Annotated in this window: 33 protein-coding genes and 1 pseudogene; 31 read left to right on the forward strand and 3 right to left on the reverse strand. The window is 34.2% G+C overall.

Features of this window, described 5'->3' with window-relative positions; all coding sequences use genetic code 11:
- Position 1 precedes the first annotated feature (1 nt).
- From rplD to OPR17_RS02625, 30 genes and pseudogenes are all read left to right on the forward strand, one after another.
- Positions 2 to 616, forward strand: a complete 615-nt coding sequence (rplD, locus tag OPR17_RS02480) for a 50S ribosomal protein L4 (protein ID WP_064124641.1) — start codon at positions 2 to 4, stop codon at positions 614 to 616.
- A complete protein-coding gene (locus OPR17_RS02485; protein WP_265021970.1) occupies positions 613 to 900 on the forward strand; it encodes a 50S ribosomal protein L23 in 288 nt (95 codons plus the stop codon). The genes rplD and OPR17_RS02485 overlap by 4 nt, the downstream gene beginning before the upstream one ends.
- Position 901: 1 nt before the next feature.
- Positions 902 to 1,726, forward strand: coding sequence for a 50S ribosomal protein L2 (gene rplB / locus OPR17_RS02490; protein ID WP_064124643.1), 825 nt, complete (start codon positions 902 to 904; stop codon positions 1,724 to 1,726).
- A 3-nt stretch (positions 1,727 to 1,729) separates the two neighbouring features.
- Positions 1,730 to 2,014 (forward strand): 30S ribosomal protein S19, encoded by a 285-nt coding sequence (rpsS, locus tag OPR17_RS02495; RefSeq protein WP_265021971.1) that lies wholly within the window; start codon positions 1,730 to 1,732, stop codon positions 2,012 to 2,014.
- Between the two features lie 5 nt (positions 2,015 to 2,019).
- The gene (rplV, locus tag OPR17_RS02500; RefSeq protein WP_007549821.1) at positions 2,020 to 2,367 is read left to right on the forward strand and encodes a 50S ribosomal protein L22; all 348 of its coding nucleotides are present in this window, start codon (positions 2,020 to 2,022) and stop codon (positions 2,365 to 2,367) included.
- Between the two features lie 39 nt (positions 2,368 to 2,406).
- Positions 2,407 to 3,021, forward strand: coding sequence for a 30S ribosomal protein S3 (rpsC, locus tag OPR17_RS02505; protein WP_264329534.1), 615 nt, complete (start codon positions 2,407 to 2,409; stop codon positions 3,019 to 3,021).
- Between the two features lie 14 nt (positions 3,022 to 3,035).
- The gene (rplP, locus tag OPR17_RS02510) at positions 3,036 to 3,449 is read left to right on the forward strand and encodes a 50S ribosomal protein L16 (RefSeq protein ID WP_265021972.1); all 414 of its coding nucleotides are present in this window, start codon (positions 3,036 to 3,038) and stop codon (positions 3,447 to 3,449) included.
- A gap of 11 nt (positions 3,450 to 3,460) precedes the next feature.
- A complete protein-coding gene (gene rpmC, locus OPR17_RS02515) occupies positions 3,461 to 3,664 on the forward strand; it encodes a 50S ribosomal protein L29 (protein ID WP_064124648.1) in 204 nt (67 codons plus the stop codon).
- The gene (rpsQ, locus tag OPR17_RS02520; protein ID WP_064124649.1) at positions 3,657 to 3,893 is read left to right on the forward strand and encodes a 30S ribosomal protein S17; all 237 of its coding nucleotides are present in this window, start codon (positions 3,657 to 3,659) and stop codon (positions 3,891 to 3,893) included. The genes rpmC and rpsQ overlap by 8 nt, the downstream gene beginning before the upstream one ends.
- Positions 3,894 to 3,906: 13 nt before the next feature.
- Positions 3,907 to 4,266 (forward strand): 50S ribosomal protein L14, encoded by a 360-nt coding sequence (gene rplN / locus OPR17_RS02525; protein WP_006279348.1) that lies wholly within the window; start codon positions 3,907 to 3,909, stop codon positions 4,264 to 4,266.
- A complete protein-coding gene (gene rplX, locus OPR17_RS02530) occupies positions 4,266 to 4,583 on the forward strand; it encodes a 50S ribosomal protein L24 (RefSeq protein ID WP_406828619.1) in 318 nt (105 codons plus the stop codon). The genes rplN and rplX overlap by 1 nt, the downstream gene beginning before the upstream one ends.
- A gap of 6 nt (positions 4,584 to 4,589) precedes the next feature.
- Complete coding sequence (rplE, locus tag OPR17_RS02535) at positions 4,590 to 5,123, forward strand: 50S ribosomal protein L5 (RefSeq protein ID WP_265021973.1); 534 nt, start codon at positions 4,590 to 4,592, stop codon at positions 5,121 to 5,123.
- Between the two features lie 16 nt (positions 5,124 to 5,139).
- Positions 5,140 to 5,448 carry a 30S ribosomal protein S14 gene (rpsN, locus tag OPR17_RS02540; RefSeq protein WP_265021974.1) on the forward strand — a complete coding sequence of 103 codons (309 nt, stop codon included), beginning with the start codon at positions 5,140 to 5,142 and terminating at the stop codon, positions 5,446 to 5,448.
- A 21-nt stretch (positions 5,449 to 5,469) separates the two neighbouring features.
- On the forward strand, positions 5,470 to 5,865 hold the full coding sequence (gene rpsH, locus OPR17_RS02545; protein WP_265021975.1) for a 30S ribosomal protein S8: 396 nt from the start codon (positions 5,470 to 5,472) through the stop codon (positions 5,863 to 5,865).
- Positions 5,866 to 5,881: 16 nt separating this feature from the next.
- Complete coding sequence (gene rplF, locus OPR17_RS02550; RefSeq protein WP_007551152.1) at positions 5,882 to 6,427, forward strand: 50S ribosomal protein L6; 546 nt, start codon at positions 5,882 to 5,884, stop codon at positions 6,425 to 6,427.
- 5 nt (positions 6,428 to 6,432) lie between these two features.
- Complete coding sequence (gene rplR, locus OPR17_RS02555; RefSeq protein ID WP_006279867.1) at positions 6,433 to 6,804, forward strand: 50S ribosomal protein L18; 372 nt, start codon at positions 6,433 to 6,435, stop codon at positions 6,802 to 6,804.
- A 12-nt stretch (positions 6,805 to 6,816) separates the two neighbouring features.
- Positions 6,817 to 7,329 (forward strand): 30S ribosomal protein S5, encoded by a 513-nt coding sequence (rpsE, locus tag OPR17_RS02560; RefSeq protein ID WP_265021976.1) that lies wholly within the window; start codon positions 6,817 to 6,819, stop codon positions 7,327 to 7,329.
- A gap of 3 nt (positions 7,330 to 7,332) precedes the next feature.
- Positions 7,333 to 7,803, forward strand: a complete 471-nt coding sequence (gene rplO / locus OPR17_RS02565) for a 50S ribosomal protein L15 (RefSeq protein WP_265021977.1) — start codon at positions 7,333 to 7,335, stop codon at positions 7,801 to 7,803.
- A gap of 3 nt (positions 7,804 to 7,806) precedes the next feature.
- Positions 7,807 to 9,135, forward strand: a complete 1,329-nt coding sequence (secY, locus tag OPR17_RS02570; RefSeq protein ID WP_010962747.1) for a preprotein translocase subunit SecY — start codon at positions 7,807 to 7,809, stop codon at positions 9,133 to 9,135.
- Positions 9,132 to 9,773 (forward strand): adenylate kinase family protein, encoded by a 642-nt coding sequence (locus OPR17_RS02575; protein ID WP_265021978.1) that lies wholly within the window; start codon positions 9,132 to 9,134, stop codon positions 9,771 to 9,773. The genes secY and OPR17_RS02575 overlap by 4 nt, the downstream gene beginning before the upstream one ends.
- Before the next feature lie 59 nt (positions 9,774 to 9,832).
- Positions 9,833 to 10,201, forward strand: coding sequence for a 30S ribosomal protein S13 (rpsM, locus tag OPR17_RS02580; RefSeq protein WP_010962745.1), 369 nt, complete (start codon positions 9,833 to 9,835; stop codon positions 10,199 to 10,201).
- Positions 10,202 to 10,222: 21 nt separating this feature from the next.
- Positions 10,223 to 10,609 (forward strand): 30S ribosomal protein S11, encoded by a 387-nt coding sequence (rpsK, locus tag OPR17_RS02585; RefSeq protein ID WP_265021979.1) that lies wholly within the window; start codon positions 10,223 to 10,225, stop codon positions 10,607 to 10,609.
- A 21-nt stretch (positions 10,610 to 10,630) separates the two neighbouring features.
- Entirely contained in the window at positions 10,631 to 11,698 is a 1,068-nt protein-coding gene (locus OPR17_RS02590) for a DNA-directed RNA polymerase subunit alpha (RefSeq protein ID WP_265021980.1), read from the forward strand.
- Between the two features lie 7 nt (positions 11,699 to 11,705).
- Positions 11,706 to 12,134 (forward strand): 50S ribosomal protein L17, encoded by a 429-nt coding sequence (gene rplQ, locus OPR17_RS02595; RefSeq protein ID WP_007550873.1) that lies wholly within the window; start codon positions 11,706 to 11,708, stop codon positions 12,132 to 12,134.
- Between the two features lie 23 nt (positions 12,135 to 12,157).
- Positions 12,158 to 12,508: pseudogene (locus tag OPR17_RS07315) on the forward strand (YraN family protein).
- Between the two features lie 41 nt (positions 12,509 to 12,549).
- Positions 12,550 to 13,110 carry an ATP synthase F1 subunit delta gene (atpH, locus tag OPR17_RS02605; RefSeq protein WP_010962742.1) on the forward strand — a complete coding sequence of 187 codons (561 nt, stop codon included), beginning with the start codon at positions 12,550 to 12,552 and terminating at the stop codon, positions 13,108 to 13,110.
- Positions 13,107 to 14,648: a F0F1 ATP synthase subunit alpha gene (gene atpA, locus OPR17_RS02610; protein WP_265021982.1), complete on the forward strand. Its 1,542-nt coding sequence runs from the start codon at positions 13,107 to 13,109 to the stop codon at positions 14,646 to 14,648. Before atpH ends, atpA begins: the two co-directional genes overlap by 4 nt.
- A gap of 9 nt (positions 14,649 to 14,657) precedes the next feature.
- Positions 14,658 to 15,152, forward strand: a complete 495-nt coding sequence (greA, locus tag OPR17_RS02615) for a transcription elongation factor GreA (RefSeq protein WP_007549342.1) — start codon at positions 14,658 to 14,660, stop codon at positions 15,150 to 15,152.
- Between the two features lie 6 nt (positions 15,153 to 15,158).
- Positions 15,159 to 15,803: a 3,4-dihydroxy-2-butanone-4-phosphate synthase gene (gene ribB, locus OPR17_RS02620; RefSeq protein WP_265021983.1), complete on the forward strand. Its 645-nt coding sequence runs from the start codon at positions 15,159 to 15,161 to the stop codon at positions 15,801 to 15,803.
- A 71-nt stretch (positions 15,804 to 15,874) separates the two neighbouring features.
- Entirely contained in the window at positions 15,875 to 17,155 is a 1,281-nt protein-coding gene (locus tag OPR17_RS02625) for a M48 family metalloprotease (RefSeq protein ID WP_265021984.1), read from the forward strand.
- A gap of 21 nt (positions 17,156 to 17,176) precedes the next feature.
- Here OPR17_RS02625 and OPR17_RS02630 read toward each other — a convergent pair whose 3' ends face one another.
- Together OPR17_RS02630 and fabG are read right to left on the reverse strand one after the other, a co-directional pair.
- Entirely contained in the window at positions 17,177 to 17,512 is a 336-nt protein-coding gene (locus tag OPR17_RS02630) for a TrbC/VirB2 family protein (protein ID WP_265021985.1), read from the reverse strand.
- 89 nt (positions 17,513 to 17,601) lie between these two features.
- Complete coding sequence (gene fabG / locus OPR17_RS02635; RefSeq protein WP_265021986.1) at positions 17,602 to 18,336, reverse strand: 3-oxoacyl-[acyl-carrier-protein] reductase; 735 nt, start codon at positions 18,334 to 18,336, stop codon at positions 17,602 to 17,604.
- 266 nt (positions 18,337 to 18,602) lie between these two features.
- Between fabG and OPR17_RS02640 the strand changes: the two genes are divergently transcribed.
- Positions 18,603 to 20,123, forward strand: a complete 1,521-nt coding sequence (locus tag OPR17_RS02640; protein WP_265021987.1) for an HlyD family type I secretion periplasmic adaptor subunit — start codon at positions 18,603 to 18,605, stop codon at positions 20,121 to 20,123.
- 971 nt (positions 20,124 to 21,094) lie between these two features.
- Here the strand turns inward: OPR17_RS02640 and OPR17_RS02645 are convergent.
- Positions 21,095 to 21,997: a transposase gene (locus OPR17_RS02645; RefSeq protein ID WP_265021237.1), complete on the reverse strand. Its 903-nt coding sequence runs from the start codon at positions 21,995 to 21,997 to the stop codon at positions 21,095 to 21,097.
- Positions 21,998 to 22,323 lie beyond the last annotated feature (326 nt).

Below are 22,323 nucleotides of genomic sequence, written 5' to 3' on the forward strand. Positions count from 1 at the left end.
TATGGAATGTAATTTAGTTAATCTATCTAATAATAATGTGGGTACTGCTCAGCTCAATCCTTTGATATTTTCTGCTAAGCAAAAATTGAGTATTTTGCATGATATAGTGAGATGGCAATTAGCGAAGAGAAGAGCTGGTACTCATAAAACAAAAGGTATCAGTGATGTCTCTGGTACAACAGCTAAACCTTATGGTCAAAAACGTACCGGTAGGGCAAGACAAGGGAGCTTGCGATCTCCTCAATTTAGAGGTGGTGGGATTATTTTCGGCCCTGTTGTGAGGAGTCATACTTATTCTCTTAATAAGAAAGTACGCAAATTTGGTTTAAAAATTGCTTTATCTCTAAAGTATTTAAATAATCAAGTGATTATTCTGGATAATTTAAATATTGATGTGAAGAAAACGTCTGAAATGTGTAAATGTATTAAAAATTTTAAATTTTCTTCCTTTTTGATAGTTGGTGATTATGGAGATGATTTGTTGCGTGCTGTTAGAAACTTGCATTATGTAGACTTAATCAAACCTATTGGGTTAAATGTCTTTGATATATTGAATCACGAGTGCGTGATGTTGACAAAGGATACTTTAAAGCATCTTGAAGGTAGATTGTTATGATCAAATATAATAATATAATAAAATCTCCTATAATTACAGAAAAGGCCTCTTTTTTGAGGGAGAAGTTTAATAAATATTCTTTGTATGTTTTTGTAAATGTAAATAAGCGTCAAATAAAGTTGGCAATAGAGTTTCTATTTGATGTTAAAATTTCTTCTATAAATGTTATTAGAATTAAGCCTAAATATAGGCGTTTCAGGGGTGTGATTGGTTGTGAAAAACAGAAAAAGAAAGTTTATTTTTCTTTGATAGATGGTCAAAAATTAGATATAATGAGCGTTTAATATGGGTATGAAATTTTTTAATCCTGTTACTCCGTCTTCTCGTGGGACTGTGTTAGTAAGTAAAGTTGGTTTATCAAAAGATGAGCCAGAAAAGTCTCTTACATCCGGTAAAAAGTCCAGTGGTGGAAGAAATAATTATGGTAGAATTACAACTCGTCATAGGGGTGGTGGTCACAAAAAGAAGTATAGAGTTATAGATTTTAAGCGTAATAGAAGTGGTCAGGGTATAGTTGAAAAAATAGAGTATGACCCAAATAGAAGTGGGTTTTTGGCGTTAATATCATATAAGGAAGATGATATTAAGTCTTATATATTAGCTCCTCAAGGTATGAAGCCAGGTGATGTTGTTACAGCTGGGAATGATGCTGATATTTTGCCAGGGAATTGTTTGCTACTCAAGCATATACCTGTTGGTTCTTTCGTTCATAATGTTGAGCTGAAGCCAGGTAATGGTGCTGCGATTGCTAGAGCTGCTGGTTGTTATGCACAAATCGTTGGTCGTGATGGCCAATATGTTTTATTACGACTCAGGTCTGGTCAAATTAGGTTGATTTTATCTTCTTGCAAGGCTACTATTGGTGTAGTATCTAACCCTGACCATAAGAATAGAAAGTTGGGTAAAGCTGGGAGAAGTAGGTGGCTTGGGATTAGACCTACTGTACGTGGAGTTGCAATGAATCCGGTTGACCATCCTCATGGAGGCGGGGAAGGAAAAACCTCTGGTGGTCGTCATCCTGTTACTCCTTGGGGTGTTGCAACAAAAGGAAAGAAAACTCGAAGGAGAAATAAATCTAGTGATAAGTATATAAAACAATTGAAAGGTTAGTTTATGAGTAGATCTGCATGGAAGCTTCCTTTTTGTCATCCTTCTATATTAAAGTCGGTGAATAATGCTTTAAACAAGGGGTTTGTTAACATGGCTATAAAAGTTCATTCCAGGGCTTCTGTAATTCTTCCTAATTGTTTAGGTTTAAAGTTTGCTGTTTATAATGGTAAGGATTACATTCCTGTGAATGTTAATGATCAGAATATGATAGGTCATAAGTTTGGTGAGTTTTCACCCACTCGTAAATTTACTGGGCATAGTGGTGATAAAAAGGCGACAAGAAGGTAATTGATATGAAAAACAGAGATGTAATAGTTAAAGCTGGTTCTAGGGTTTTAAAATCAACTCCTCGTAAATTGAATTTGGTTGCTGGTTTAGTACGTAATAAAAAAGTTTCTTTTGCCACTGTGCAATTAAGATTTTGTGAAAAGAAAGCTGCAGGTCTTATAAGGAAGGTATTAAATTCTGCGATTGCTAATGCTCAAAATTATGGATTGGATATCGATAATTTATATATAAAAGAAATTTTAATAGGTAAGTCTCTTACTTTGCGTAGGGTATGTCCAAAAGCTATGGGTAGAGCTAATAGAGTTAGTAAACGTTATAGTAATATAACTGTAAAATTGGGGGAAATTATATGATTCATAAAAATAGAAAATTAACAAGGAAAGTGCAAAAATATGGGAAACGTTAATCCTAAAGGATTTAGGTTAAAAATAATTAATACTTGGTCATCTATTTGGTATGCTGAGAAGGGTTATAAACAAGGGTTGCATCAAGATTTATCTATTCGCAGTTATATAAATGAATCTTTTAAGCATGCTGGTGTTTCTAAAGTAATTATAGAGCGTACGATCGATTTGGTATCTGTAATAATACATTCTTCTAGACCTGGAGTGATAATAGGTAAGAAAGGCTCGGATATTGAGAAGATAAAGCAAAAGATAGCTGAAAAAGTAAAAAATAATGTGGAAGTGAATGTAGTAGGGGTTAAAAGGTCTGAAATAGATGCAGTTTTAATATCAAACAGCATTGCACAGCAGTTAGAAAAAAGGGGTTCATTTAGAAGAGCGATGAAAAAAGCTATTCAAAGTTGTTTGAGGATGGGTGCTAGAGGTATTAAAGTAAGTTGTTCTGGGCGCCTTGGCGGAGCTGAGATAGCTCGTACTGAGTGGTATAAAGAAGGCCGTTTGCCTTTGCATACTTTACGTGCTAATATAGATTATGCTTTTGCTGAAGCAAAAACTATATATGGCATCATAGGAGTTAAGGTCTGGGTTTATATTGGTAACTAATTAGGTATATTGAAATGTTTGTTCCTAAAAAAAGTAAATATAAAAAAGTATTTAAAGGACGAATTAAGGGTAACACGAAAGGTGGTAGCACATTATCTTTTGGAGATTATGGTCTAAAGGCTATGGAAGCAGGTAGGATTCAATCTAAGCATATTGAAACTGCAAGGCGTGTAATATCTAGAATATTAAAACGCTCTGGTAAAGTGTGGATAAGAATTTTTCCTGATACCCCTGTTAGTAAAAAGCCGGCGGATGTGCGTATGGGTAAAGGGAAAGGTAGTGTTGAGTTTTGGGTATTTAAAGCTAAGCCCGGTAGAATGTTGTTTGAAATTAGCAGTGATGTTCCCATGCATTTAGCAAGATTGGCGCTTGAAAAGGCAACTGCTAAGCTTCCTATGAAGTGTAATTTTGTATCTAATCATAATTAAATGGAGTTGCAATGGATATAGCTGACATTGAATCGAGGTCCTCGCAAGAATTGCATGAAATTCTTGTGAATTTGAGAAAAGAGTTTGTTAATTTGGTTTTTCAAAAAAAGCTGGGCCAGTGCAACAATATTTCGCGTTTTAGCTTAATAAAAAAGAGCATAGCTCGTATTCTAACTACATTAAATAAAAGAAGAAGAGAGGAAAAGAATGCCTAAAAAGGTTTTTTGTGGTACTGTAACTAAGGCTGAGTGTGATAAGACTGTAAAGGTTTCGGTATTACAAGTGTATAAGGATGAGCTGTATAAAAAGGTTATAAAAAAATACAAGAAGTATACAGCACATGATGAGAATAATAGTTGTAAAGAAGGGGACAAGGTTTTAATACAAGAACACAAGCCTATTTCTACTACTAAAAAATGGGTTGTTGTTAATAGCTCACATTGAATAGGATATTTACATGATTCAAAAAAATACATTATTGGAAGTAGCTGATAATTCTGGTGCGCGTGCAGTGCTTTGTATTGGTTTATTGGGTGGTAGAAAATCTGCATCTATAGGTGACACAGTTATTGTATCTACTAAATCTATTACTCCAAGAGGGAAGGTTGAGAAGGGAAAAGTATATAGAGCAGTTGTGGTGAGGGTGAAAAGCCCTATTAGAAAATCTGATGGTTCTGTAATTCGTTTTTCTAGCAATGCTGTAGTTTTGATTAATGATCAAGGTGAACCACTTGGCACTCGGGTGTTTGGTCCGGTAAAAAAGTTATCATCTGGTTCTTTTATGAAGATAATGTCATTAGCTGTTGAGGTTTTATAATGAGTGCTAAAATAAAAAGTGGTGACGACGTTATAGTTTTAACTGGTAGAGATAAGGGAAAAATTGGTAAGGTAATCAAAGTTATAGCACGTGATGCTAAAAAGAAAGTAATTGTTTCTGGAGTGAATGTGCATAAGAGACATACTAAACCAAAAGCTGGTAGTAGTGGTGGTATATTAAATAAAGAGTTAGCTATTGATATATCCAACGTTGCAACATTGGACCCTAAATATAAAACTCCAACTAAAGTGGGGTTTAAGGTTATAGACAGTAGAAAAGTGCGTTTTGCAAAAGTTTCTGGAGAAGTGATAGATTAGGTTGATATGTTCAAAGAATTATATAAAGATAGCGTAGTAAAGTCCTTAAAGGATAAGTTTAATTACGGCAATATAATGCAAGTGCCTAAACTTGTCAAGGTGTGTATCAATATGGGCGTTGGAGATGCTGCTACAGATAGTAAAGCAATAAATGAACCACTTGATAGCCTATATTTGATTGCTGGGCAGAAGCCTTTATCAACTTTTGCAAAAAAATCTATTTCTGGCTTCAAGATCAGAAAAGGTGCTACAGTAGGTTGCAAAGTAACTTTGCGTAGAGATAAAATGTATGAGTTTTTAGAAAGATTGATATATATTGCTTTGCCAAGGGAAAAAGATTTTAGAGGATTTAGTGTGAAGCAATTTGACGGTAATGGTAATTTTTCCTTTGGTATAAAGGAACATATCTCGTTTTTAGAAATAGACTATGATAAAATAAGTAAAATTAGAGGTGTGGATATTAATATTATAACAAGTGCAGTTAGTGATAAGGAAGCAAAGGAATTATTACTGGCTCTTAAATTTCCTTTTTTTGATTAATTGAGAGGAGAAATATATGGCAAAAAAATCTATGATAGAAAGAAATCTTCGCAGAATAAAGTTGTGCGATCAATATAAAGAAAAAAGAGAAAAATTGAAATCTATAATAAATAATAAGGATTTGTCTATTGTAGAAAGGTTTACAGCTCAAAATAAATTAATTAAAAAATTGCCTAGAAATTCTTCTAAAACCAAAATTAGAAATAGGTGTGCTTTAACTGGGAGACCAAGAGGAGTATATAGAAAATTTGGTTTATGTAGAATTATTTTGCGTGATTTATGTTCTTTTGGGCAAATTCCAGGAGTTACAAAGTCTAGTTGGTAAATATAATATAAGGAGTATATTGTGGCGTTATCTGATAGTATTGGTGATTTTTTAACAAGGATACGTAATGCTCAATTGGCAATGCATAGGGCAGCAAGGGTACTATTTTCTAAGATGAATTCTTCTATATTGGAGATTTTAAAAGAGGAAGGGTATATCCTTGATTATGAAAAGCAAGTTGTAGATAATTTACCTTCTTTCATTGTAAAATTGAAGTATTATGAGAAGTCACCTGTAATTAGTGACATAGTTAGGGTGTCAAAGCCTGGTTGTCGTCGTTATTCTAAGTATAAGGACATTTCTAAAGCATATAATGGTCTTGGTATTTTTATTATATCGACACCCAAAGGAGTGATGACTGATTATAATGCACATAAGTTAAAGGTTGGTGGAGAAGTTTTGTGTCGTGTGTTTTAAATAATAGGAGAAATTCATGTCTCGTATAGGTGCTGCTCCTATCAATATTCCTGCTGGTGTTTCAGTTGAATATAATAATGGTAGTATGTTAATAAAGAGTGCTAAGGCTGAAAAGGAAGTTAGCTTGATCAGGGATGTTGTGTGTCAGATTATTGATAATCAGCTATTGCTTTCTGTTGATCAAGATAAAGATAATTATGATAAAATAAAGCCTATGTGGGGCACTTATAGGAGTAATATTAATAATATCATTAACGGCATGGTTGATGGTTTTTCTGTTAATCTTGAGATTAACGGTGTGGGATATAAGGCAGAGTGTGATGGTAAGTATTTGACTTTGTATCTTGGTTATAGCCATAATGTTAAATATAAAGTGCCTAAAGATGTTGAGATTAAGTGCATAAAGCCAACTCACTTAGTAGTTAGTGGTATGGATAAGCAGAAGGTCTATATGGTGGCGTCTGATATATGCAAAATTAGAAAATATGATCCTTATAAAGGTAAGGGTGTTGTAATAAAAGGCAAATTTATGCTGCGTAAGGTTGTAAGTAAAAAGAAGTAATAAAAATGAAAAGATCGTATAATTTTTTAAGTAATTCTGAAAAAAGGAAGTTACGTAATAGAGCGAAGCTTGACAAGAGCGCTGAACGTTTACGTATATCCATATTTAAATCTAATAGGCATTTTTATGTCCAATTAATTAATGATGTAAAAGGAATAACTCTCACTTCAGCTTCTACTTTGGATGCTAAAATTAAGGATGTATGTAAAGGGAAAGTCAACGCTGAAACTATAAAACAGGTTTCTTCTTTAATGGTTGAGCGTCTGTCTGGCATGAAATTAGAGCAGCAGCTTACGTTTGATCGTGGAGCGTATAAATACACAGGATTAGTTTCTCAATTTGCTGAGGCTTTAAGAAGTTCTGGATTTGAATTTTAGAAGGTTTTGAATATGGCTATAAAGAATTTACAAAATAATAATGATTTATCAGAGCTTTTAGTTTCGGTACGAAGAGTGACAACGGTTACCAAAGGTGGTAGAAGATTTTCATTTTCAATTTTGGTTGTTGTTGGCGATGAGAAGGGTAGGGTAGGGTGTGGAATAGGTAAGCACGCAGAAGTTGCTGAAGCAAGAGTCAAAGCTGTAAATGCTGCAAAGAAATCAATGATTAGAGTGTACTTGCGTGAAGGTAGAACTTTGCATCATGGTATTAAAGCTAAATTTTGTTCTGGTGAGATAGTTTTAAGAACCGCAAGAGCCGGAACAGGTATTATTGCTGGTGGAGCGATTAGATCAGTTTTTGAGGTGTTAGGTATAAAGGATGTGGTAGCTAAATCCACTAGATCAAATAATCCTCATAACGTTATATGTGCGGTGTTTAAGGCTTTTGATAGTATGTTATCTCCTCGTCAGGTAGCAAGCAAAAGAGGCAAAAAGATTAGCGAGATAGTTGGGAACAGGTAAAGTATGAATAATGCTGTAAAATTAAACTCTATATTTACTAAGTTATCTAAGAAAAAGAAGCCTAAGTTGCTGGGTAGAGGTATCGGTTGTGGTAAAGGTAAAACATCCGGTAGAGGGCATAAAGGGCAAAAGGCTAGAAGTGGAGTTTCCATAAATGGTTTTGAGGGTGGACAACAGTCTATATATACTCGTTTGCCTAAAAGAGGTTTTAAGCCTATACGTAGGAACATATACTCTATAATTAATGTTGGCGATATACAGCGCTTAATGGAAGCTAAAAAAATAGTGAAAGACTCTGTTATAGATAAGGAGAAGCTGTATGAATTAGGTTTTATAAAGTCTATTAAGGATAAAATTAAACTTCTTAATAAAGGTAAGTTGAGCGAAGAATTTGTGTTTCATGTTGATTTTGCGTCAGAAGCTGCAAAAAAATCTGTAGCTTCAGTTGGTGGTAGTGTGGAAATACTATCGTAAATCATGGGCAATAAATCTGCATTTAATAGCTTGGATCCTACGTTGTTATATAAAGGTGATTTATTAAAGCGTATATTTTTTACGCTAATAGCTTTGATTTGCTATCGCTTGGGTACTTATGTGCCTATTCCTGGAATTAATCTTGATGTAATTAATGATATATTTCCCAAAGATGGCTCAGGCGTTTTTGGAGTATTTAATTTATTTTCTGGTGGTGCATTGGCTAGAATGACAATTCTAGCATTGAACGTTATGCCATATATAATGGCTTCTATCATTATTCAGTTACTTTCTTCTGCGATTAAAGGAATGAAGGAAGTTAAGAATGATGGAGAGTCAGGCCGTAGAAAGATGAATTCTTATATACGCTATCTGACCATAGTAATTTGTGTATTTCAATCAATTCCAATTTTGGTTGGATTGGAAGGGATGAATAGGGAAGGGGTATTGGTTGTAATCGAACCTGGTGTTATGTTTCGTACAATAGGTGTTTTCAGCCTTTTAGGTGGAACTATGCTTTTAATATGGCTTGGTGAACGAATCAGCGCTAGCGGTATAGGCAATGGTATCTCATTAATCATTTTCACGGGTATAATATCAGAGTTACACAGCGCTTTGTCATCTTTGTTAACGTTAAATAAAAACGGTAGCGTATCGTTATTTATTATCCTTTTTGTTTTGGTATTGTTTTTTTTGCTGCTACTCTTAGTCATTTTTGTAGAGTCTTCTTATAGAAAGGTTATTGTTCAACATCCTAAAAAGCAATTTAAAAGATTACATAATGACGATTTTACTTATATTCCATTGAAGATTAATTTATCTGGTGTAGTACCAACCATTTTTGCTAATGCAATTTTATTGACACCTATTTCAATTGCAAATTTCTATAAGGGGCACGCTTTTTCTGATTTTATTTTGAATTACTTTATGGCAAATAAAGTAGTATATATTGTAGCCTATTTGGTGCTGATAGTATTTTTTAATTTTTTCTATACCAATTTTATATTTAATCCAGAGGAAAACGCAGATTTTCTTAAAAAAAATGGTGGTTTTATACCTGGTAGAAGGCCTGGGAAACATACTTCTGATTACCTTCAAGATATAGTTTTTAAGTTGACATTCATTGGCTCTGCGTATTTGGTAGTCATATGTACTGTACCTGAAGTTATGAGATATTATTATGATATACCATTTATTTTTGGTGGGACGAGCTTACTGATTATAGTGAACGTTATTACTGATACTATTATGCAAATACAATCTTATATTTTTTCAAATAGGTACGACAACTGGATAAAGAAATATGAGTCTAAAACGAGGAAAGTAAGATGATCATTACGATTTTTGGTCCTCCAGGTTCTGGTAAAGGTACTCAGTCAAGCTTGTTAATAGCAAAATATAATTTAAAATTAATTTCAGTAGGGGATTTATTAAGGAATATTATATCTAGCAGTAGTGAGTTAGGTAGAAAAATAAAGGGTACCGTGGAATCTGGTAATTTAATTCAAGATGAAATTATATGTGGATTATTACGTGACCAGCTTGCATTGGTGGATGATAATTGCTTATTAGATGGTTTTCCGAGAAATTTAAACCAGGCTCATTTTTTGACTCAAGTTTTGCAAGAAAAATATAATAGGGATGTTGACATTGTAGTTGAGCTGCAGCTTGACGATAATATTGCAATCGATAGGTTAAAAAATCGTCTCGCGTGTTTGGACTGTAAAAGCATATATAGTGTATCTTCTTTTAAGAGTACTACTTGTGCTAAATGTAAAAGTACGAGGTTAGAGAAAAGAATTGATGATGCTGATATGTCTGCAATTAATAAGAGAATAAGTGAATATCACCTTCAAATGAAAGGTTTACGCGAGTATTATAAAGGCAAATTATTAACAATTGACGCTAATTTGAGTGTTGATGAGGTAACGCAAGAGATTGAAAGTAAAATTTCTTGTAATTTGGTTTGACTCTGAGTTGTTTTATGGTATAAATTAAGAGTTGTTATTAATAAAGTATCGAGGTACCAGTGGCACGTATTGCAGGCATAAATATTCCAGTGAGGAAATGTGTTCCTTTTGCATTAACTTATATATATGGTATAGGTATTGCTACTGCGAATGTAATTTGTCACGCTTGCGAAGTTGATAAGCGCAAACGTGTTTCAGAATTACGAGATGAAGATATAGAAAAGATCAGCGGTTTCATTAGACAAAATTATGTTATAGAAGGTGAGCTCAGAAAAGAAGTGGCTATGAACATAAAATCTTTAGTGGAAATGGGATGCTATAGAGGGGTGAGACATAGAAAAGGTTTACCTGTGAGAGGGCAAAGGACTCATACTAATGCTAAGACTCGTAAAGGTAGATCTCGGTTGCCTATTGCTGGGAAAAAATAAAATTTATTATTGTGAGTTTTAATGAAAAAAGTCAAAACGGTTGGTAAGAGTAAGAAGGAGTTTATTACTGGTGTTGTCCATATTCGTGCAACTTTTAATAATACTTTTGTAAATGTAACTGATGTTCATGGTAATACGCTATGTCAAACTTCTGTGGGTGCATGTGGTTTTTCAGGTTCGAGAAAATCCACACCTTATGCTGCAGGTAAGGCTGCGGAGTCTGCTGCGAAGAACGCAATGGAGAGATTTGGTATGAAGGTTGTCTCTGTAATAATTCGCGGTCCTGGCTTTGGTAACGAAGCTGCAGTTAAAGCACTTCAGAGCTGTGGGTTGACTGTGACTTCAATTGCAGATAAAACCGCAATTCCTCATAATGGGTGCAGGTTAAGAAAAAAAAGAAGAGTATAGGATATTTGAAAGGGTTGTTTTATGTATTATAATAATGATGTTTCTCTCTGTAGCAATTTAGATAAATTGATTAAACCTAGTTCAGTTAAGGTAATATCAGATGATTCAAGTGAAAAAAGTGATATAGTGCTAGAACCGTTGGAAAGTGGTTTTGCTTTAACATTAGGTAATGCATTAAGACGTGTAATGTTATCTTCTCTTAAAGGTAGTGCTGTTTATGGAATAAAAATTGAAGGTGTAACTCATGAGTTCACTTCAATTCCAGGGGTGAGAGAAGACGTAACTGATATAGTATTAAATATGGGTATGTTGAGGTGTAAATTAAATGGTGCTTCTAATAAATGCTTAAATTTAAACGCTAAAGGGCCTTGCCAGGTATTAGCTGGGATGATAGAAACTGATGATCAATGCTCTATTGTTAATAAAGATTTGTTAATATGTACGCTAGGGCAAAATGTAGAGCTTAACATGACCATATATGTGGCTAGCGGAAAAGGTTATCTTCCTGTAACTAAATATAAAGAAAATGAACTTTTGAAGCTTATGAGTGAACAGGATTTAATTGGTTTTATTCCAGTTAATGCTTTGTATAGCCCTGTCAACAGGGTTTCGTACAGGGTAGAGAACAGTCGTGTTGGCCAAGTGACTGATAAGGATAAGCTGATATTGTCAATTGAAACTGATGGTACAATTTCTCCGAGTCAAGCTGTTGACTCTGCTGCAAGAATATTACAGGAGCAACTTCAGCCCTTTATTAGTTCTGATGTAAGTTATAAAAAATCGCAGGTTTCTTCGTCTAGTGGTGCTAAAGATTTGGGTTATGACCCTGTCTTATTGCGTAAGGTAGATGAAATGGAATTATCTGTCAGGTCTCATAACTGTCTGAAAAACGAAAACATCACTTATATAGGTGATCTTGTGCAAAAGACAGAAGGTGAAATGTTAAGAACTGCTAATTTTGGCAGAAAGTCTTTGAATGAGATTAAGGCGGTTTTGACTAATTTTGGCTTGTCTTTGGGTATGAATGTGCTAAACTGGCCACCTAAGGATATAGATGAGTTGGCTAAACAACATACTGATGAAGATTAGGTGATATATGAAACATGGAATAAAAAAACGTAAACTATCTCGTTGCACTGAACATAGATTATCGACGTTAAAGAATCTATCTATCTCATTAATTAACCATGAGCAGATTGTAACTACTTTACCAAAAGCTAAGGAACTTCGTCCATATGTCGAAAAGTTTATTACAATTGCTAAGAATAAGAATACTTTACATGGTAGAAGACTTTTGCTTTCACGCCTTCATAATAGTAAGTTAGCAGTTGATAAGTTATTAAACGTCTTAGCCAGCCGTTATCAAGATCGTAAAGGTGGGTATTCTAGAATAATAAAATTTAGCACTCGAAAGGGTGATTGCGCTTCAATGGCAGTGATAGAACTGGTTGATAGGGATATTGCAGCAAGAGGTAAGGTTTATAGTAAAAATAAAGAAGGAGGCAAAGTAGTTACACAAAGTTAATTGTTATCATAATTGTTCTTCTTGTGGTAAGTAGGTTACGCTACTTTGTAGGTTACTTTGGCGAGTTATTAGTTTTGGTATATTTAAAACTGAAATGGTATAATGTTATAAAACGCCGTTACCGTTGTAAGTTCGGTGAAATTGACTTAATTGTATCTAAAAAAAAGGAGCTGATTTTTATAGAAGTTAAAACAAGTTTGCTTGGAAAAGAAATACCGATATCTCATCTTTAATGTCAGTCTATTATAAATTCTTCTAAGTATTTCTTAAGTAAAAACTTTAGTTTTTTAGATTATTCAGTCAGATATGATTTATATTTTCTTTCCTTAAAGAGAAGACCTGTTTATATAAAAAATGCTTGGATTGAAGAATGAAAGATTTGTAGCTGAATTAATTTAGATTTACTGGATTTAATATGAAAAAGACCCAATACAATAATTTAGTTTCATCTTACGCTAGAGTGCTATTTCATGTCTCAGGAAGCAGGTTAGGTATTATAAGGAAAGAAGTAGAATTTTTGTTGGCTTTTTTTAAGGATCAACGTGATGTTTTTGTGTACCTATCTCATCCTATGATTTCTTTTGCACACAAAAAAGAAGTGATGCTTTCTATAAATGAGCACTTGAGTGAGAATTTAGTAAAATTTATTATGGTTATATTTGCAAATAAACGCTCTAGTTTATTGATCCTTATATTAGAAAAATTCTTAAGTCTTGCAAGAGAAAATGAAAATGAATTCGAAATTACTATAAAGTCAGCAGAAACTTTAAAGGAATCTGATATAAAAATAATTACTGAATCTTTGAGCTTTCTTGGTAAAATAATAAAAGTAAGCAATGTGGTTGACCCTTCTATACTAGGTGGCTTCGTAGTTAGGTATGGTTTTAATTTGATCGATGCTTCGCTAAAAAGTTACTTGGATAGGTTAGTTGACTTAAGTAAAATGGAAATATTAAAAGTAAGGAATTTTGTATGAAGAACAGTATGAATGTTTCTGAGATAGCAAGTATAATAAGAGAAAAGGTTGAGACGTTTGATAATCCTATAAAGCGGGAAAATATAGGTGAAGTAATTTCAGTAACAGATGGTATCGCATTGGTTTATGGGCTGGAAAAAGCAAAATTCGGTGAAAAGGTATTTTTTGCAAGTGGTGTAGAAGGAATAGTTCTCGATTTAGATCATGATACGGCTGGAATAGTTGTGCTTGGTAATGACCGTGATGTGAAAGAAGGGGACGTTGTAAAATGTAGTGGTGATGTTGTGCAGGTGCCTGTAGGGCATGAATTGTTAGGGAGAGTTGTAAATGCGTTGGGCCATCCTATGGACGACGGTGGGGAAATTAGAGCCAAAAACAGAATGGATATAGAATCTAAAGCGCTAGGCATTATTGATCGTAAGTCTGTGCATGAGCCACTGCAAACAGGAATTAAAATTATAGATTTGCTAATTCCAATAGGTAGAGGGCAGCGTGAATTAATTATTGGTGATAGACAAATTGGTAAAACTACTATTGCGCTTGATACTATTATCAATCAGAAGAAGATTAACGATGAGGTAAACGAAAATCAAAAAGTTTACTGTGTTTATGTTGCTATTGGGCAAAAAATTTCAACAGTAGCAAAAGTGGTAAATAAGCTGAAAGAAGGCGGAGCATTAGAGTATACAACTGTAGTTGTGGCTAGTGCATCTGACTGCGCGCCTATGCAATTTTTAGCACCTTATGCTGGTTGCACTATTGGGGAATTTTTCCGTGACAATGGAATGCATTGTTTGATTATATATGATGATTTATCTAAGCATGCTGTGGCATATAGGCAGATGTCTTTATTGCTCAGACGTCCTCCTGGTCGTGAAGCTTACCCTGGAGATATATTCTATGTACATTCTCGCTTGCTTGAAAGAGCTGCTAAAATGTCTGATAAAAAAGGGCAGGGTTCTTTAACTGCTTTGCCAATTGTCGAAACTCAAGCTGGTGATGTATCTGCATATGTGCCAACAAATGTTATTTCAATCACCGATGGGCAGATCTTTCTTGAGTCTGAATTATTTTATAAAGGATTTCGACCTGCAGTAAATATAGGTTTGTCAGTTTCACGGGTTGGTTCTGCTGCACAACTAAAGTCTGTGAAGAAAGTTGCTGGTTCTATAAAGCTAAGCTTAGCTCAGTATAGAGAATTAGAAGATTTTGCAAAATTTGGTTCTGATCTTGATGCTAGTGTTCAATTATCCTTGAATAAGGGTAAATATCTTGTCGAGTTATTAAAGCAAAAACAACATTTACCTATGTCAATAGAAGAGCAAGTAGTGCTGATGTATATTTTTTCTAACCTATATAATCAGTTAAGTAAAGTACAAATAAGTTACATTAATAAATTTGAACATGATCTTATTAATTATTTTCATACTGTACACCCTGGGGTTTTAAAAAAGTTGTCAAATGACATGAGTGATGATATAAAAGGTGATATTTTTAACATTGTGAGTAATTTCGTTACTCAATTTAATTGCGTTTAGGTGGTGATTATGGCTTCATCCATTATTAATAAATTTCCTATGACGAGGGAAGGTTTTGAGAATATGCAAGCCGAACTTGAAAAATTAAAGGAAGAAAAACCTTCTGTGATACAGGCTATTTCTGATGCTCGTGATCAAGGTGATTTGTCTGAAAACGCAGAGTATCATGCAGCACGGGAAAGGTTAGGTTTTATTGAAGGCCGTATAATGGAGATAGAAAGTAAGCTCTCACATGCGGAAGTAATAGAAGTAAAAAATTTGTCTGGTGATTCAGTAATGTTTGGTGCAACTGTGACATTAAGCATGTTAAGTGATAATAACGGTGAAGTGGAATATGTTTATAAGGTTGTAGGCGAATATGAAGCTGATGTTTCAAAGCAGTTAATATCTACTAGTTCACCACTTGGGAGTGCCTTAATCGGCAAAAAAGTCGGTGAATATGTGGAAGTGACAGTGCCAAATGGAGAGAAATTGTATAAAATAGTTAAGATTGAATTTAAGTAAATTATTATGGTACAGGCCACTTATGCTTCAATGAGTCTACCAGGTATTTCTTCTGTGGAAGATGTATTAGAGGATGTTCGTTCCGGTAAATTATTCATTTTAGTTGATGATGAAAATAGAGAAAATGAAGGCGATTTGATTGTCTTAGCTGAGAAAATAAAGCCGGAACATATGGCTTTTATGGTTAGGTACGGTACAGGGGTTGTTTGCTTAGCAATGACTAAATTTCACATGAAAAGGTTGGGCCTTAATTTCATGGAAAAGAAAAATATTAGTGAAAATCATACCGCATTTACTACATCAATTGATGCACGTTATGGCATTACAACCGGTGTTTCAGCAGAGGATAGAACGAAAACTATACATGCTGCTATCAACAAGGATGGTACTCAGGATGACATCATAACTCCAGGTCATGTTTTTCCTGTAATTGCACATAAAGGTGGGGTGGCACAACGTGCTGGTCATACTGAAGCGAGTGTTGAAATGGCGAAGTTAGTAGGGTTTGATCATTCAGCAGTTATTTGTGAATTAGTGAATGATGATGGCTCTATGATGCGCTTACCTCAGTTACTTAAATTTGCTGAACAACATAAAATTAAGTTAACTACCATCGACAAACTTATCAGTTACGTTAAAAATTTAAACTAGCGTTTATAAATTTGTATAATTTAAGTGTTAAAATATAGAATTCCTATAAATTATACAAGCACAGAATTTTCATGTTTAGAGTTGCTAAGTTTTTGACCTTATTGTTCTTTTTTGCATATTATAATAATGCTTACTCTATTAACATTATTAGAGATAGTGAAGTGGAAGCAATAGTGAAAGAGCTAGCGCAACCTTTATTTTTCGCTGCAAACATTGATAGTGACCGAATGAAAGTTTTTATAATTAATGATAATTCGATTAATGCTTTTGTAATTAACAACAACAGTATTTTCATTCATTTAGGACTTTTACAATACTCGGCTAAACCTTATGTCCTGCTTGGTATATTAGCACATGAGATTGCTCACATATCTGCTGGTCATATATTGCAAATGAGTAATGCTATGGGTTATTTTCAATCGATAGCAATGATTAGTTATATGGTAGGATTAGTTTCTAGTATTATCATTAACCCTCAGGTTGCTGGTGCAATTTTGCTTAGTGGTGTAGCGTTCAGTTCAAGGCCATTTTTTAACTATTCTCAAGAGCAAGAAAGTATAGCAGATAGCTATGCTTTAAGGTATCTTGATGAATCTGGCTATGATAATTCAGGTATGAAAGATATTTTTGATTATTTTAAAAGTATTGAGCATGAAAACACCGAGGAATATTTCCGCACTCACCCACTTAGTGAGAAACGCATATTTGCTGTACAAAATTATAAGGTCAAAAACAACGTAAAACCAATTTTTGCGGATAAGTTACTAAAGTTTGAGCGTGTGGTTGCAAAGCTAGACTCTTTCTTTGCTCCTATTCATGTGTTATCTAATAAATATGAAAATAGTTCTGAGTATGTAAATGCTATAGTTTGCTATAGGCAAGGAAAGATAGAAGAGGCTATTGCTAAAATGAATTCATTGATTCAAGAGTCACGCAATGACCCATACCTATATGAATTAAAAGCAGAAATGCTATACAAGGCTGGAAACTTAAGTGAAGCAATAAAAATGTATGAAGAATCGCTTAGGTATTTATCTGAGAAAAACAGTTATTTAGTGAAACTTGCATTATCTCATACTTTATTATTACACGGTGATGCAAAAAAGGCAATTTTTTACCTGGAGCAGATTTTGAATGTAGAACCAAATAACGCTTTTGTCTGGAAGTATTTAAGCATTGCATATAAATGTGAAGCTGATACGGCAATGCATTATTTTGCTTTGACAAAAAAGGCTTGTATTGAAGGTGATTTAAAGCAATTTGCAAAATATGCTGAGCTAGCTGTTAAAACTTTACCAAAAGATAGCCCTTATTTTTTGCAAGTTGAAGATATGAAGCGATTTAATGGATAACAAAAAAGCATTTCTGTACTTTTATGGGTTTCTCTTTCCACAATTTTCCAACATATCTTTTGTTCCAGCGCTTACGTTGGGCATAATTTTCGTTATGATAGTTTTAGCGCCAAAAAATACACCACAGAACATGCCTAGAGCAAAGAGAGCTGGCCACGGCATCCTGCCAAATATTGCAAGCAAAGCTGCACCAATTATTACTACCGTCATAAGTGGACCGCCTATCTCCCAAACATAACCAATAATATTGCATATTACTTTAGTTGTGTCATCCATATCAGGGTCAGCTGCATAACCTGAGAAAGAGAAAAGCAATACTACGCAAAAAACACTAAAAAATTCCATTATAGAGCTCATTTTTTTGCCTCTAAATAATAAATTAACGTAAACCTACACATATTTTTATTTTAAAGTAAAAATTATAATTTGTCCATACATAAGTGTTGCTACATAAATAACCCACCATTAATGTTAAGCACATGTCCTGTTATATATTTTGCTTCATCACTTGCTAAAAATAAGACCCCTGCTGCTATTTCTTCCCCTGTTCCCATTCTTTTCATTGGAATATTATCTAATATTTTTCCCTTTTGTCCTTCATTTAAAACTTCAGTCATTTTAGTATCTATAAACCCAGGAGCAATACAATTTACTGTTATATTACGACTTGCAACTTCTTTTGCTATAGATTTGCTCATAGCTATTATTCCAGCTTTAGACGCTGCATAATTTGCTTGCCCGGCGTTTCCTGTCAGCCCTATTATTGAGGAAATATTTATAATTCTTCCCCAATTATTCTTAATTAGCTTCCTGCATGCTTCTCTACTCAGCTTAAATGTAGAACTCAAGTTAATATCAATTACTTTTTGCCATGTTTCATCTGTCATTCTCAATAATAAACTGTCTTGCGTAATGCCCGCGTTGCATACAAGCCCGTCAAAGCCTTCCATCAACTCACTTGCTCTGTTTACTAGTTGATTTACTTCCTCAGCATTTGATAAATCAAAAGGGAGTACATGCATGTTTTTTTCATATTGTTTAGCAACTTCTCCGAGCACTTCTTTTTTTGTGCCAGAAATACATAAAGTTGCTCCGGCTTTGTGCATAATTTTTACAATTGCTTGCCCTATTCCGCCTGATGCGCCAGTGATCAGGAACTTTCTGCTTTCCAATCCAAACACAATAACTTTATATTATCTTAATTCCTAACAGAATATTGACTGGTTGGCAATAGATTTCTTACATAATATAAGTAACTCAGATATTCACAAAATAAAGAAAAAGTTATAATAAGGTTAAACGTCAAAAAATTTTAAAAACATAGTTGATGCAGGAATTGTTACTAAATAGTTTATTCTGGTGCTCTACAGTCTAAATGGAATGCTTAAATTATAGATTCTTTGTTTTTGTGTGTTATCTTGAGTTAACACAAATTCACAGTAGTATTATGATCAGTAAGTTAAAAAAGCTTAGCACTGGATTTTCTTTGACAGGCTTGATTGGCCATAGTGATAATATAAATATGCAAGAAGCAAAAAATAAAAAGAAGAAGTACCCAAAGTTTTTGGATAAGACGTTCGCATTGATTGATGCAGTGATAAATTTTATTTTAAAACGCGAAAGTAATAACGTAAATGAAGTTCTGAGAGTAACATGGGGACCACTATTTTTTGGTCTGGTAGTAATACTTATCTTTTTTGGGATAGGTGGTGTTTGGTCGGCTATAGCTCCAATTGACGGTGCGGTGCATGCAAGTGGAGAAGTTATTGTATCTTCAAATAGAAAAATAGTTCAACACTTGGGCGGAGGAATAATTAGCAAAATTTTAGTAAAAGAGGGTCAAGCAGTTAAAAAAGATGAGCCTCTAGTTTTGTTGAGTGATGTTAACGAGAAGGCGAATTTAAGTATCATCAAAGAGAAGCTCTTATCATTTTTAGCAACAGAAGCAAGGCTTCTTGCAATCAGAGTAGATTTGGACACGCTCGAGTTTCCTGATGAGGTTAAAAAATTATCTCACGATGAACTTGTAAATAAAGCGATAAAGAATCAAGTAAAGTTGTTCAACTCTCAGAGAAAGAGCATATTGGGAAAAACAGACATACTGCAACAACGTATAAAGCAGTTAAATGATGAATTAGCGGGGCTAAACTTTCAACTAAATGCAGCTCATAAGCAATATGACTTGATAACTGAGGAGTTGGAAACAAAAAGACAATTACTTGATAGTGGCCATATAAGCAAACCACACATTTTAGCTTTAGAAAAGCAGTTTGCTGAAATTGAAGGCAGAGTTGGACATTACCGTTCTGCAATATCTCAAGTGCAGCAAAAAATTGGAGAGAACGAATTAGAAATTATAAACGTGAGAAATGATTCTCAAGAAAGAGCAAACGCTGAACTTAAGGAAGTTAGTACGTCTATTGCAGACTTGAAAGAGAGACTGATGGTTGCTGAAGATTCATTAGCACGTACAATAATTAAATCGCCTCAAGATGGGATAGTCACAGATATAAGATACCATACTGAAGGTGGTGTTATACAATCTGGAGTTCCGATCATGAGCGTAGTGCCATCGGATGATGACCTAATAATAGATGCTAAAATTCAGACCAGAAACATAGAAGAGATACTGTCAGCACAAAAGAAAGATAGCAATATAGTCTCTATTGATGGGCTAGAAGGGCTAAAGGTTAAAGTTCGTTTAAGTGCTTACAGTGCACGTCGTTTAAGTTTAATTAATGGTATAGTAAGCAATATTTCTCCCGATGCCCTTGATGATCCAAGGCTAGGGCGTTATTATTCAGTACGTGTAGTGATACCAAAACCAGAGCTTGCTCAGTTTAAAAACGTATACCTATACCCTGGTATGCCAGCAGAAGTGTACATAGTTACTCAATCTCGTACTCTTTTATCATTCTTGTTTACGCCTATAATTGCAACAGTCGATAGGTCTTTTATAGAAAGGTAGATTAGAGTAAATAGGCTTTTTTCATAACGGTGCTAAGGTCTTAGAGTGGACTTTTTGCATAACAAGCCAGTTTTGGCAGCGCGTAGCCGTCATTCAGTAGAAACGAAAAAACTTACTTGACACCCTTCGCCAGTCCCCTTATCATGAAACTGAAGCTATTTATTTATCTTCGCAATCTGTGCAGGTTAATGACAAAAAACTTAGGGTATTTGGCGTCTCATGTTTAATTTTTCGCACTACGTGCATCGCATGTCTTTAAAAATTTTTAGGTTTTTACCTATATAAGCCGAAACGCGCTTACAAAGCGTTTAAGACAGCAAAAAACGTCAAATTGACAAGAGAGAATTTGAATGCTAGCTACTACGGGGTTTCTTTGCCTTTTTTTTCGTTTGGTAAATTTCTTAATATTTATAGCTAAACGACAATCGTCATCCCGCTGCTTGTTAGCGGGATCTAGAGATACCGCGGCGGTATGACGTAGGACTGCTGTCATCCCAGTGCCCAGACACTGGGATCCAGTTGAGCTATTTCAACAAAAATACTGCATTTTGAGATGAACGTTTATTTTCACCAGATTATTTACAAGTATAACAATTAAAGTCTGGATTCCAGTGTCAAGCACTGGAATGACACCGTCTTGGATGGAAACCAGTGTTGGCTACTCGGATGACATCATAGGGGTGCTGGGCATAAGTGTTGAAAGTATCAAAAATAACGTGATATGAGATGATCAACGGCATGTAAATTACCTCCCGACAGTAAAACAATCGAACGTATAAAAGAGTCATTTAGATCCAATGTGAATTGCAGTAATGCTATTTTGAACCCATGTAGATTATTTTTGATTTTATAAACAAGAAATAACAAAGCCGTAATAATAATCATGTAAATATACACCTTCATGCCATTCATAGTATGGCTTAAAAAGTGCTTATATCCAAGATTTTGCTTTATAAATTTAAAGAACACTTCTATATCCATCTGCGCCTATATAGCTCTGTTACTTCATAAGCTGGCATTTCAAACAAGTTTGTCAAAAACCATATTTCATCTCCAATTTTATTTCTGATTTTTATTAGCCGTAGATCATGCTTTTCTGCCACTTTACCTCGTGCACGATAAAGATTAACTATTATATCTTCTAAAATCTCTGATCCATCCGATTTTTGTTCTCTTATAACTTTGTTCCTGCTTATAACATCATGTTTTCTTCCTACTTTAACTCTTGTGATAAATTTGTACTCCTTTTCATCAAATTCGGCAAAAGTTCCAACTTTTCTGATTCCTCTATCAAATAATAAAATATCCTCTTTTTCAACTTTAGCTTCATTAATTGCTCTCACTAATGCCATATCTTCACTACTTTCTTCTTGTCCTTTACAAAATCTTATACTTGTCGGCAATTGATCCTTTAATCCTACACTCACTTTAACTTGACTGTCGTTACTTTTACCGCCTATTTTTAGCCCATCTTTTATGAGATATCCCGATAAATTTATGATCGTCGAATCAAACTTATGTAAGTTATTTGATGTTTTTTGGGGTAATAGCTTTTTAATCTTGCTCATCAAATCAATATATACTCCCTTAAAATATTCTGGATTTATAACTTTTAACCTTTTTGACAAACCACTGTATGTTACTGTACTTTTATCGCTATTCTTATCCATTATACACCTGTCTATTACCATTTCTAGCGCTCTTAGGCTTGTTTTTTGCCCCATTAATATTAACTTCATTAGACCTTTAAATATAATCTTGCCCAACAATTTAGTATTACATTTATCTACTTCACTTAATTTTCCTAGCCTTTCTAAATCCTCATCTTTTATTAAATTTAGTACTCTTTCTATTTGATCCATTATTGCCTCCATTTTCTTGCAATAATAGTTCTTTATGTCTTTTTTGTGTTACTTTCAACACTTATGGGGCTAAGAGATACCGCGGCGGTATGACGGTTAAGTATCCCGCTACTTGTTAGCAGGATCTATGCTAAGATATCGCAAATGAATCCACAACTGTACGAACATTGCAATATGGCACGATATCACATAATAAACGATGTCATTCCAGTGCTTGACACTGGAATCCAGCTTTTTTGTAATTTTATTGAAAATGTTGTATAGTCGTTTGTTTACAATCAATTTTTCTGGATCCAAGTAGTCTGGGCACTGGGATGACACCATTTGCTGTGCAATTT

The sequence above is a fragment of the Wolbachia endosymbiont (group A) of Icerya purchasi genome, assembly GCF_947251635.1.
Lineage (GTDB): Bacteria > Pseudomonadota > Alphaproteobacteria > Rickettsiales > Anaplasmataceae > Wolbachia > Wolbachia pipientis.

What these genes read in the sequence shown, in the direction of transcription:
- rplD (WP_064124641.1), top strand. Translation starts at nt 2, where the DNA reads ATGGAATGTAATTTAGTTAATCTATCTAATAATAATGTGGGTACTGCT.
- OPR17_RS02485 (WP_265021970.1), top strand. Translation starts at nt 613, where the DNA reads ATGATCAAATATAATAATATAATAAAATCTCCTATAATTACAGAAAAG.
- rplB (WP_064124643.1), top strand. Translation starts at nt 902, where the DNA reads ATGGGTATGAAATTTTTTAATCCTGTTACTCCGTCTTCTCGTGGGACT.
- rpsS (WP_265021971.1), top strand. Translation starts at nt 1,730, where the DNA reads ATGAGTAGATCTGCATGGAAGCTTCCTTTTTGTCATCCTTCTATATTA.
- rplV (WP_007549821.1), top strand. Translation starts at nt 2,020, where the DNA reads ATGAAAAACAGAGATGTAATAGTTAAAGCTGGTTCTAGGGTTTTAAAA.
- rpsC (WP_264329534.1), top strand. Translation starts at nt 2,407, where the DNA reads ATGGGAAACGTTAATCCTAAAGGATTTAGGTTAAAAATAATTAATACT.
- rplP (WP_265021972.1), top strand. Translation starts at nt 3,036, where the DNA reads ATGTTTGTTCCTAAAAAAAGTAAATATAAAAAAGTATTTAAAGGACGA.
- rpmC (WP_064124648.1), top strand. Translation starts at nt 3,461, where the DNA reads ATGGATATAGCTGACATTGAATCGAGGTCCTCGCAAGAATTGCATGAA.
- rpsQ (WP_064124649.1), top strand. Translation starts at nt 3,657, where the DNA reads ATGCCTAAAAAGGTTTTTTGTGGTACTGTAACTAAGGCTGAGTGTGAT.
- rplN (WP_006279348.1), top strand. Translation starts at nt 3,907, where the DNA reads ATGATTCAAAAAAATACATTATTGGAAGTAGCTGATAATTCTGGTGCG.
- rplX (WP_406828619.1), top strand. Translation starts at nt 4,266, where the DNA reads ATGAGTGCTAAAATAAAAAGTGGTGACGACGTTATAGTTTTAACTGGT.
- rplE (WP_265021973.1), top strand. Translation starts at nt 4,590, where the DNA reads ATGTTCAAAGAATTATATAAAGATAGCGTAGTAAAGTCCTTAAAGGAT.
- rpsN (WP_265021974.1), top strand. Translation starts at nt 5,140, where the DNA reads ATGGCAAAAAAATCTATGATAGAAAGAAATCTTCGCAGAATAAAGTTG.
- rplF (WP_007551152.1), top strand. Translation starts at nt 5,882, where the DNA reads ATGTCTCGTATAGGTGCTGCTCCTATCAATATTCCTGCTGGTGTTTCA.
- rplR (WP_006279867.1), top strand. Translation starts at nt 6,433, where the DNA reads ATGAAAAGATCGTATAATTTTTTAAGTAATTCTGAAAAAAGGAAGTTA.
- rpsE (WP_265021976.1), top strand. Translation starts at nt 6,817, where the DNA reads ATGGCTATAAAGAATTTACAAAATAATAATGATTTATCAGAGCTTTTA.
- rplO (WP_265021977.1), top strand. Translation starts at nt 7,333, where the DNA reads ATGAATAATGCTGTAAAATTAAACTCTATATTTACTAAGTTATCTAAG.
- secY (WP_010962747.1), top strand. Translation starts at nt 7,807, where the DNA reads ATGGGCAATAAATCTGCATTTAATAGCTTGGATCCTACGTTGTTATAT.
- OPR17_RS02575 (WP_265021978.1), top strand. Translation starts at nt 9,132, where the DNA reads ATGATCATTACGATTTTTGGTCCTCCAGGTTCTGGTAAAGGTACTCAG.
- rpsK (WP_265021979.1), top strand. Translation starts at nt 10,223, where the DNA reads ATGAAAAAAGTCAAAACGGTTGGTAAGAGTAAGAAGGAGTTTATTACT.
- OPR17_RS02590 (WP_265021980.1), top strand. Translation starts at nt 10,631, where the DNA reads ATGTATTATAATAATGATGTTTCTCTCTGTAGCAATTTAGATAAATTG.
- rplQ (WP_007550873.1), top strand. Translation starts at nt 11,706, where the DNA reads ATGAAACATGGAATAAAAAAACGTAAACTATCTCGTTGCACTGAACAT.
- atpH (WP_010962742.1), top strand. Translation starts at nt 12,550, where the DNA reads ATGAAAAAGACCCAATACAATAATTTAGTTTCATCTTACGCTAGAGTG.
- atpA (WP_265021982.1), top strand. Translation starts at nt 13,107, where the DNA reads ATGAAGAACAGTATGAATGTTTCTGAGATAGCAAGTATAATAAGAGAA.
- greA (WP_007549342.1), top strand. Translation starts at nt 14,658, where the DNA reads ATGGCTTCATCCATTATTAATAAATTTCCTATGACGAGGGAAGGTTTT.
- ribB (WP_265021983.1), top strand. Translation starts at nt 15,159, where the DNA reads ATGGTACAGGCCACTTATGCTTCAATGAGTCTACCAGGTATTTCTTCT.
- OPR17_RS02625 (WP_265021984.1), top strand. Translation starts at nt 15,875, where the DNA reads ATGTTTAGAGTTGCTAAGTTTTTGACCTTATTGTTCTTTTTTGCATAT.
- OPR17_RS02630 (WP_265021985.1), bottom strand. Translation starts at nt 17,512, where the DNA reads ATGAGCTCTATAATGGAATTTTTTAGTGTTTTTTGCGTAGTATTGCTT.
- OPR17_RS02640 (WP_265021987.1), top strand. Translation starts at nt 18,603, where the DNA reads ATGATCAGTAAGTTAAAAAAGCTTAGCACTGGATTTTCTTTGACAGGC.
- OPR17_RS02645 (WP_265021237.1), bottom strand. Translation starts at nt 21,997, where the DNA reads ATGGAGGCAATAATGGATCAAATAGAAAGAGTACTAAATTTAATAAAA.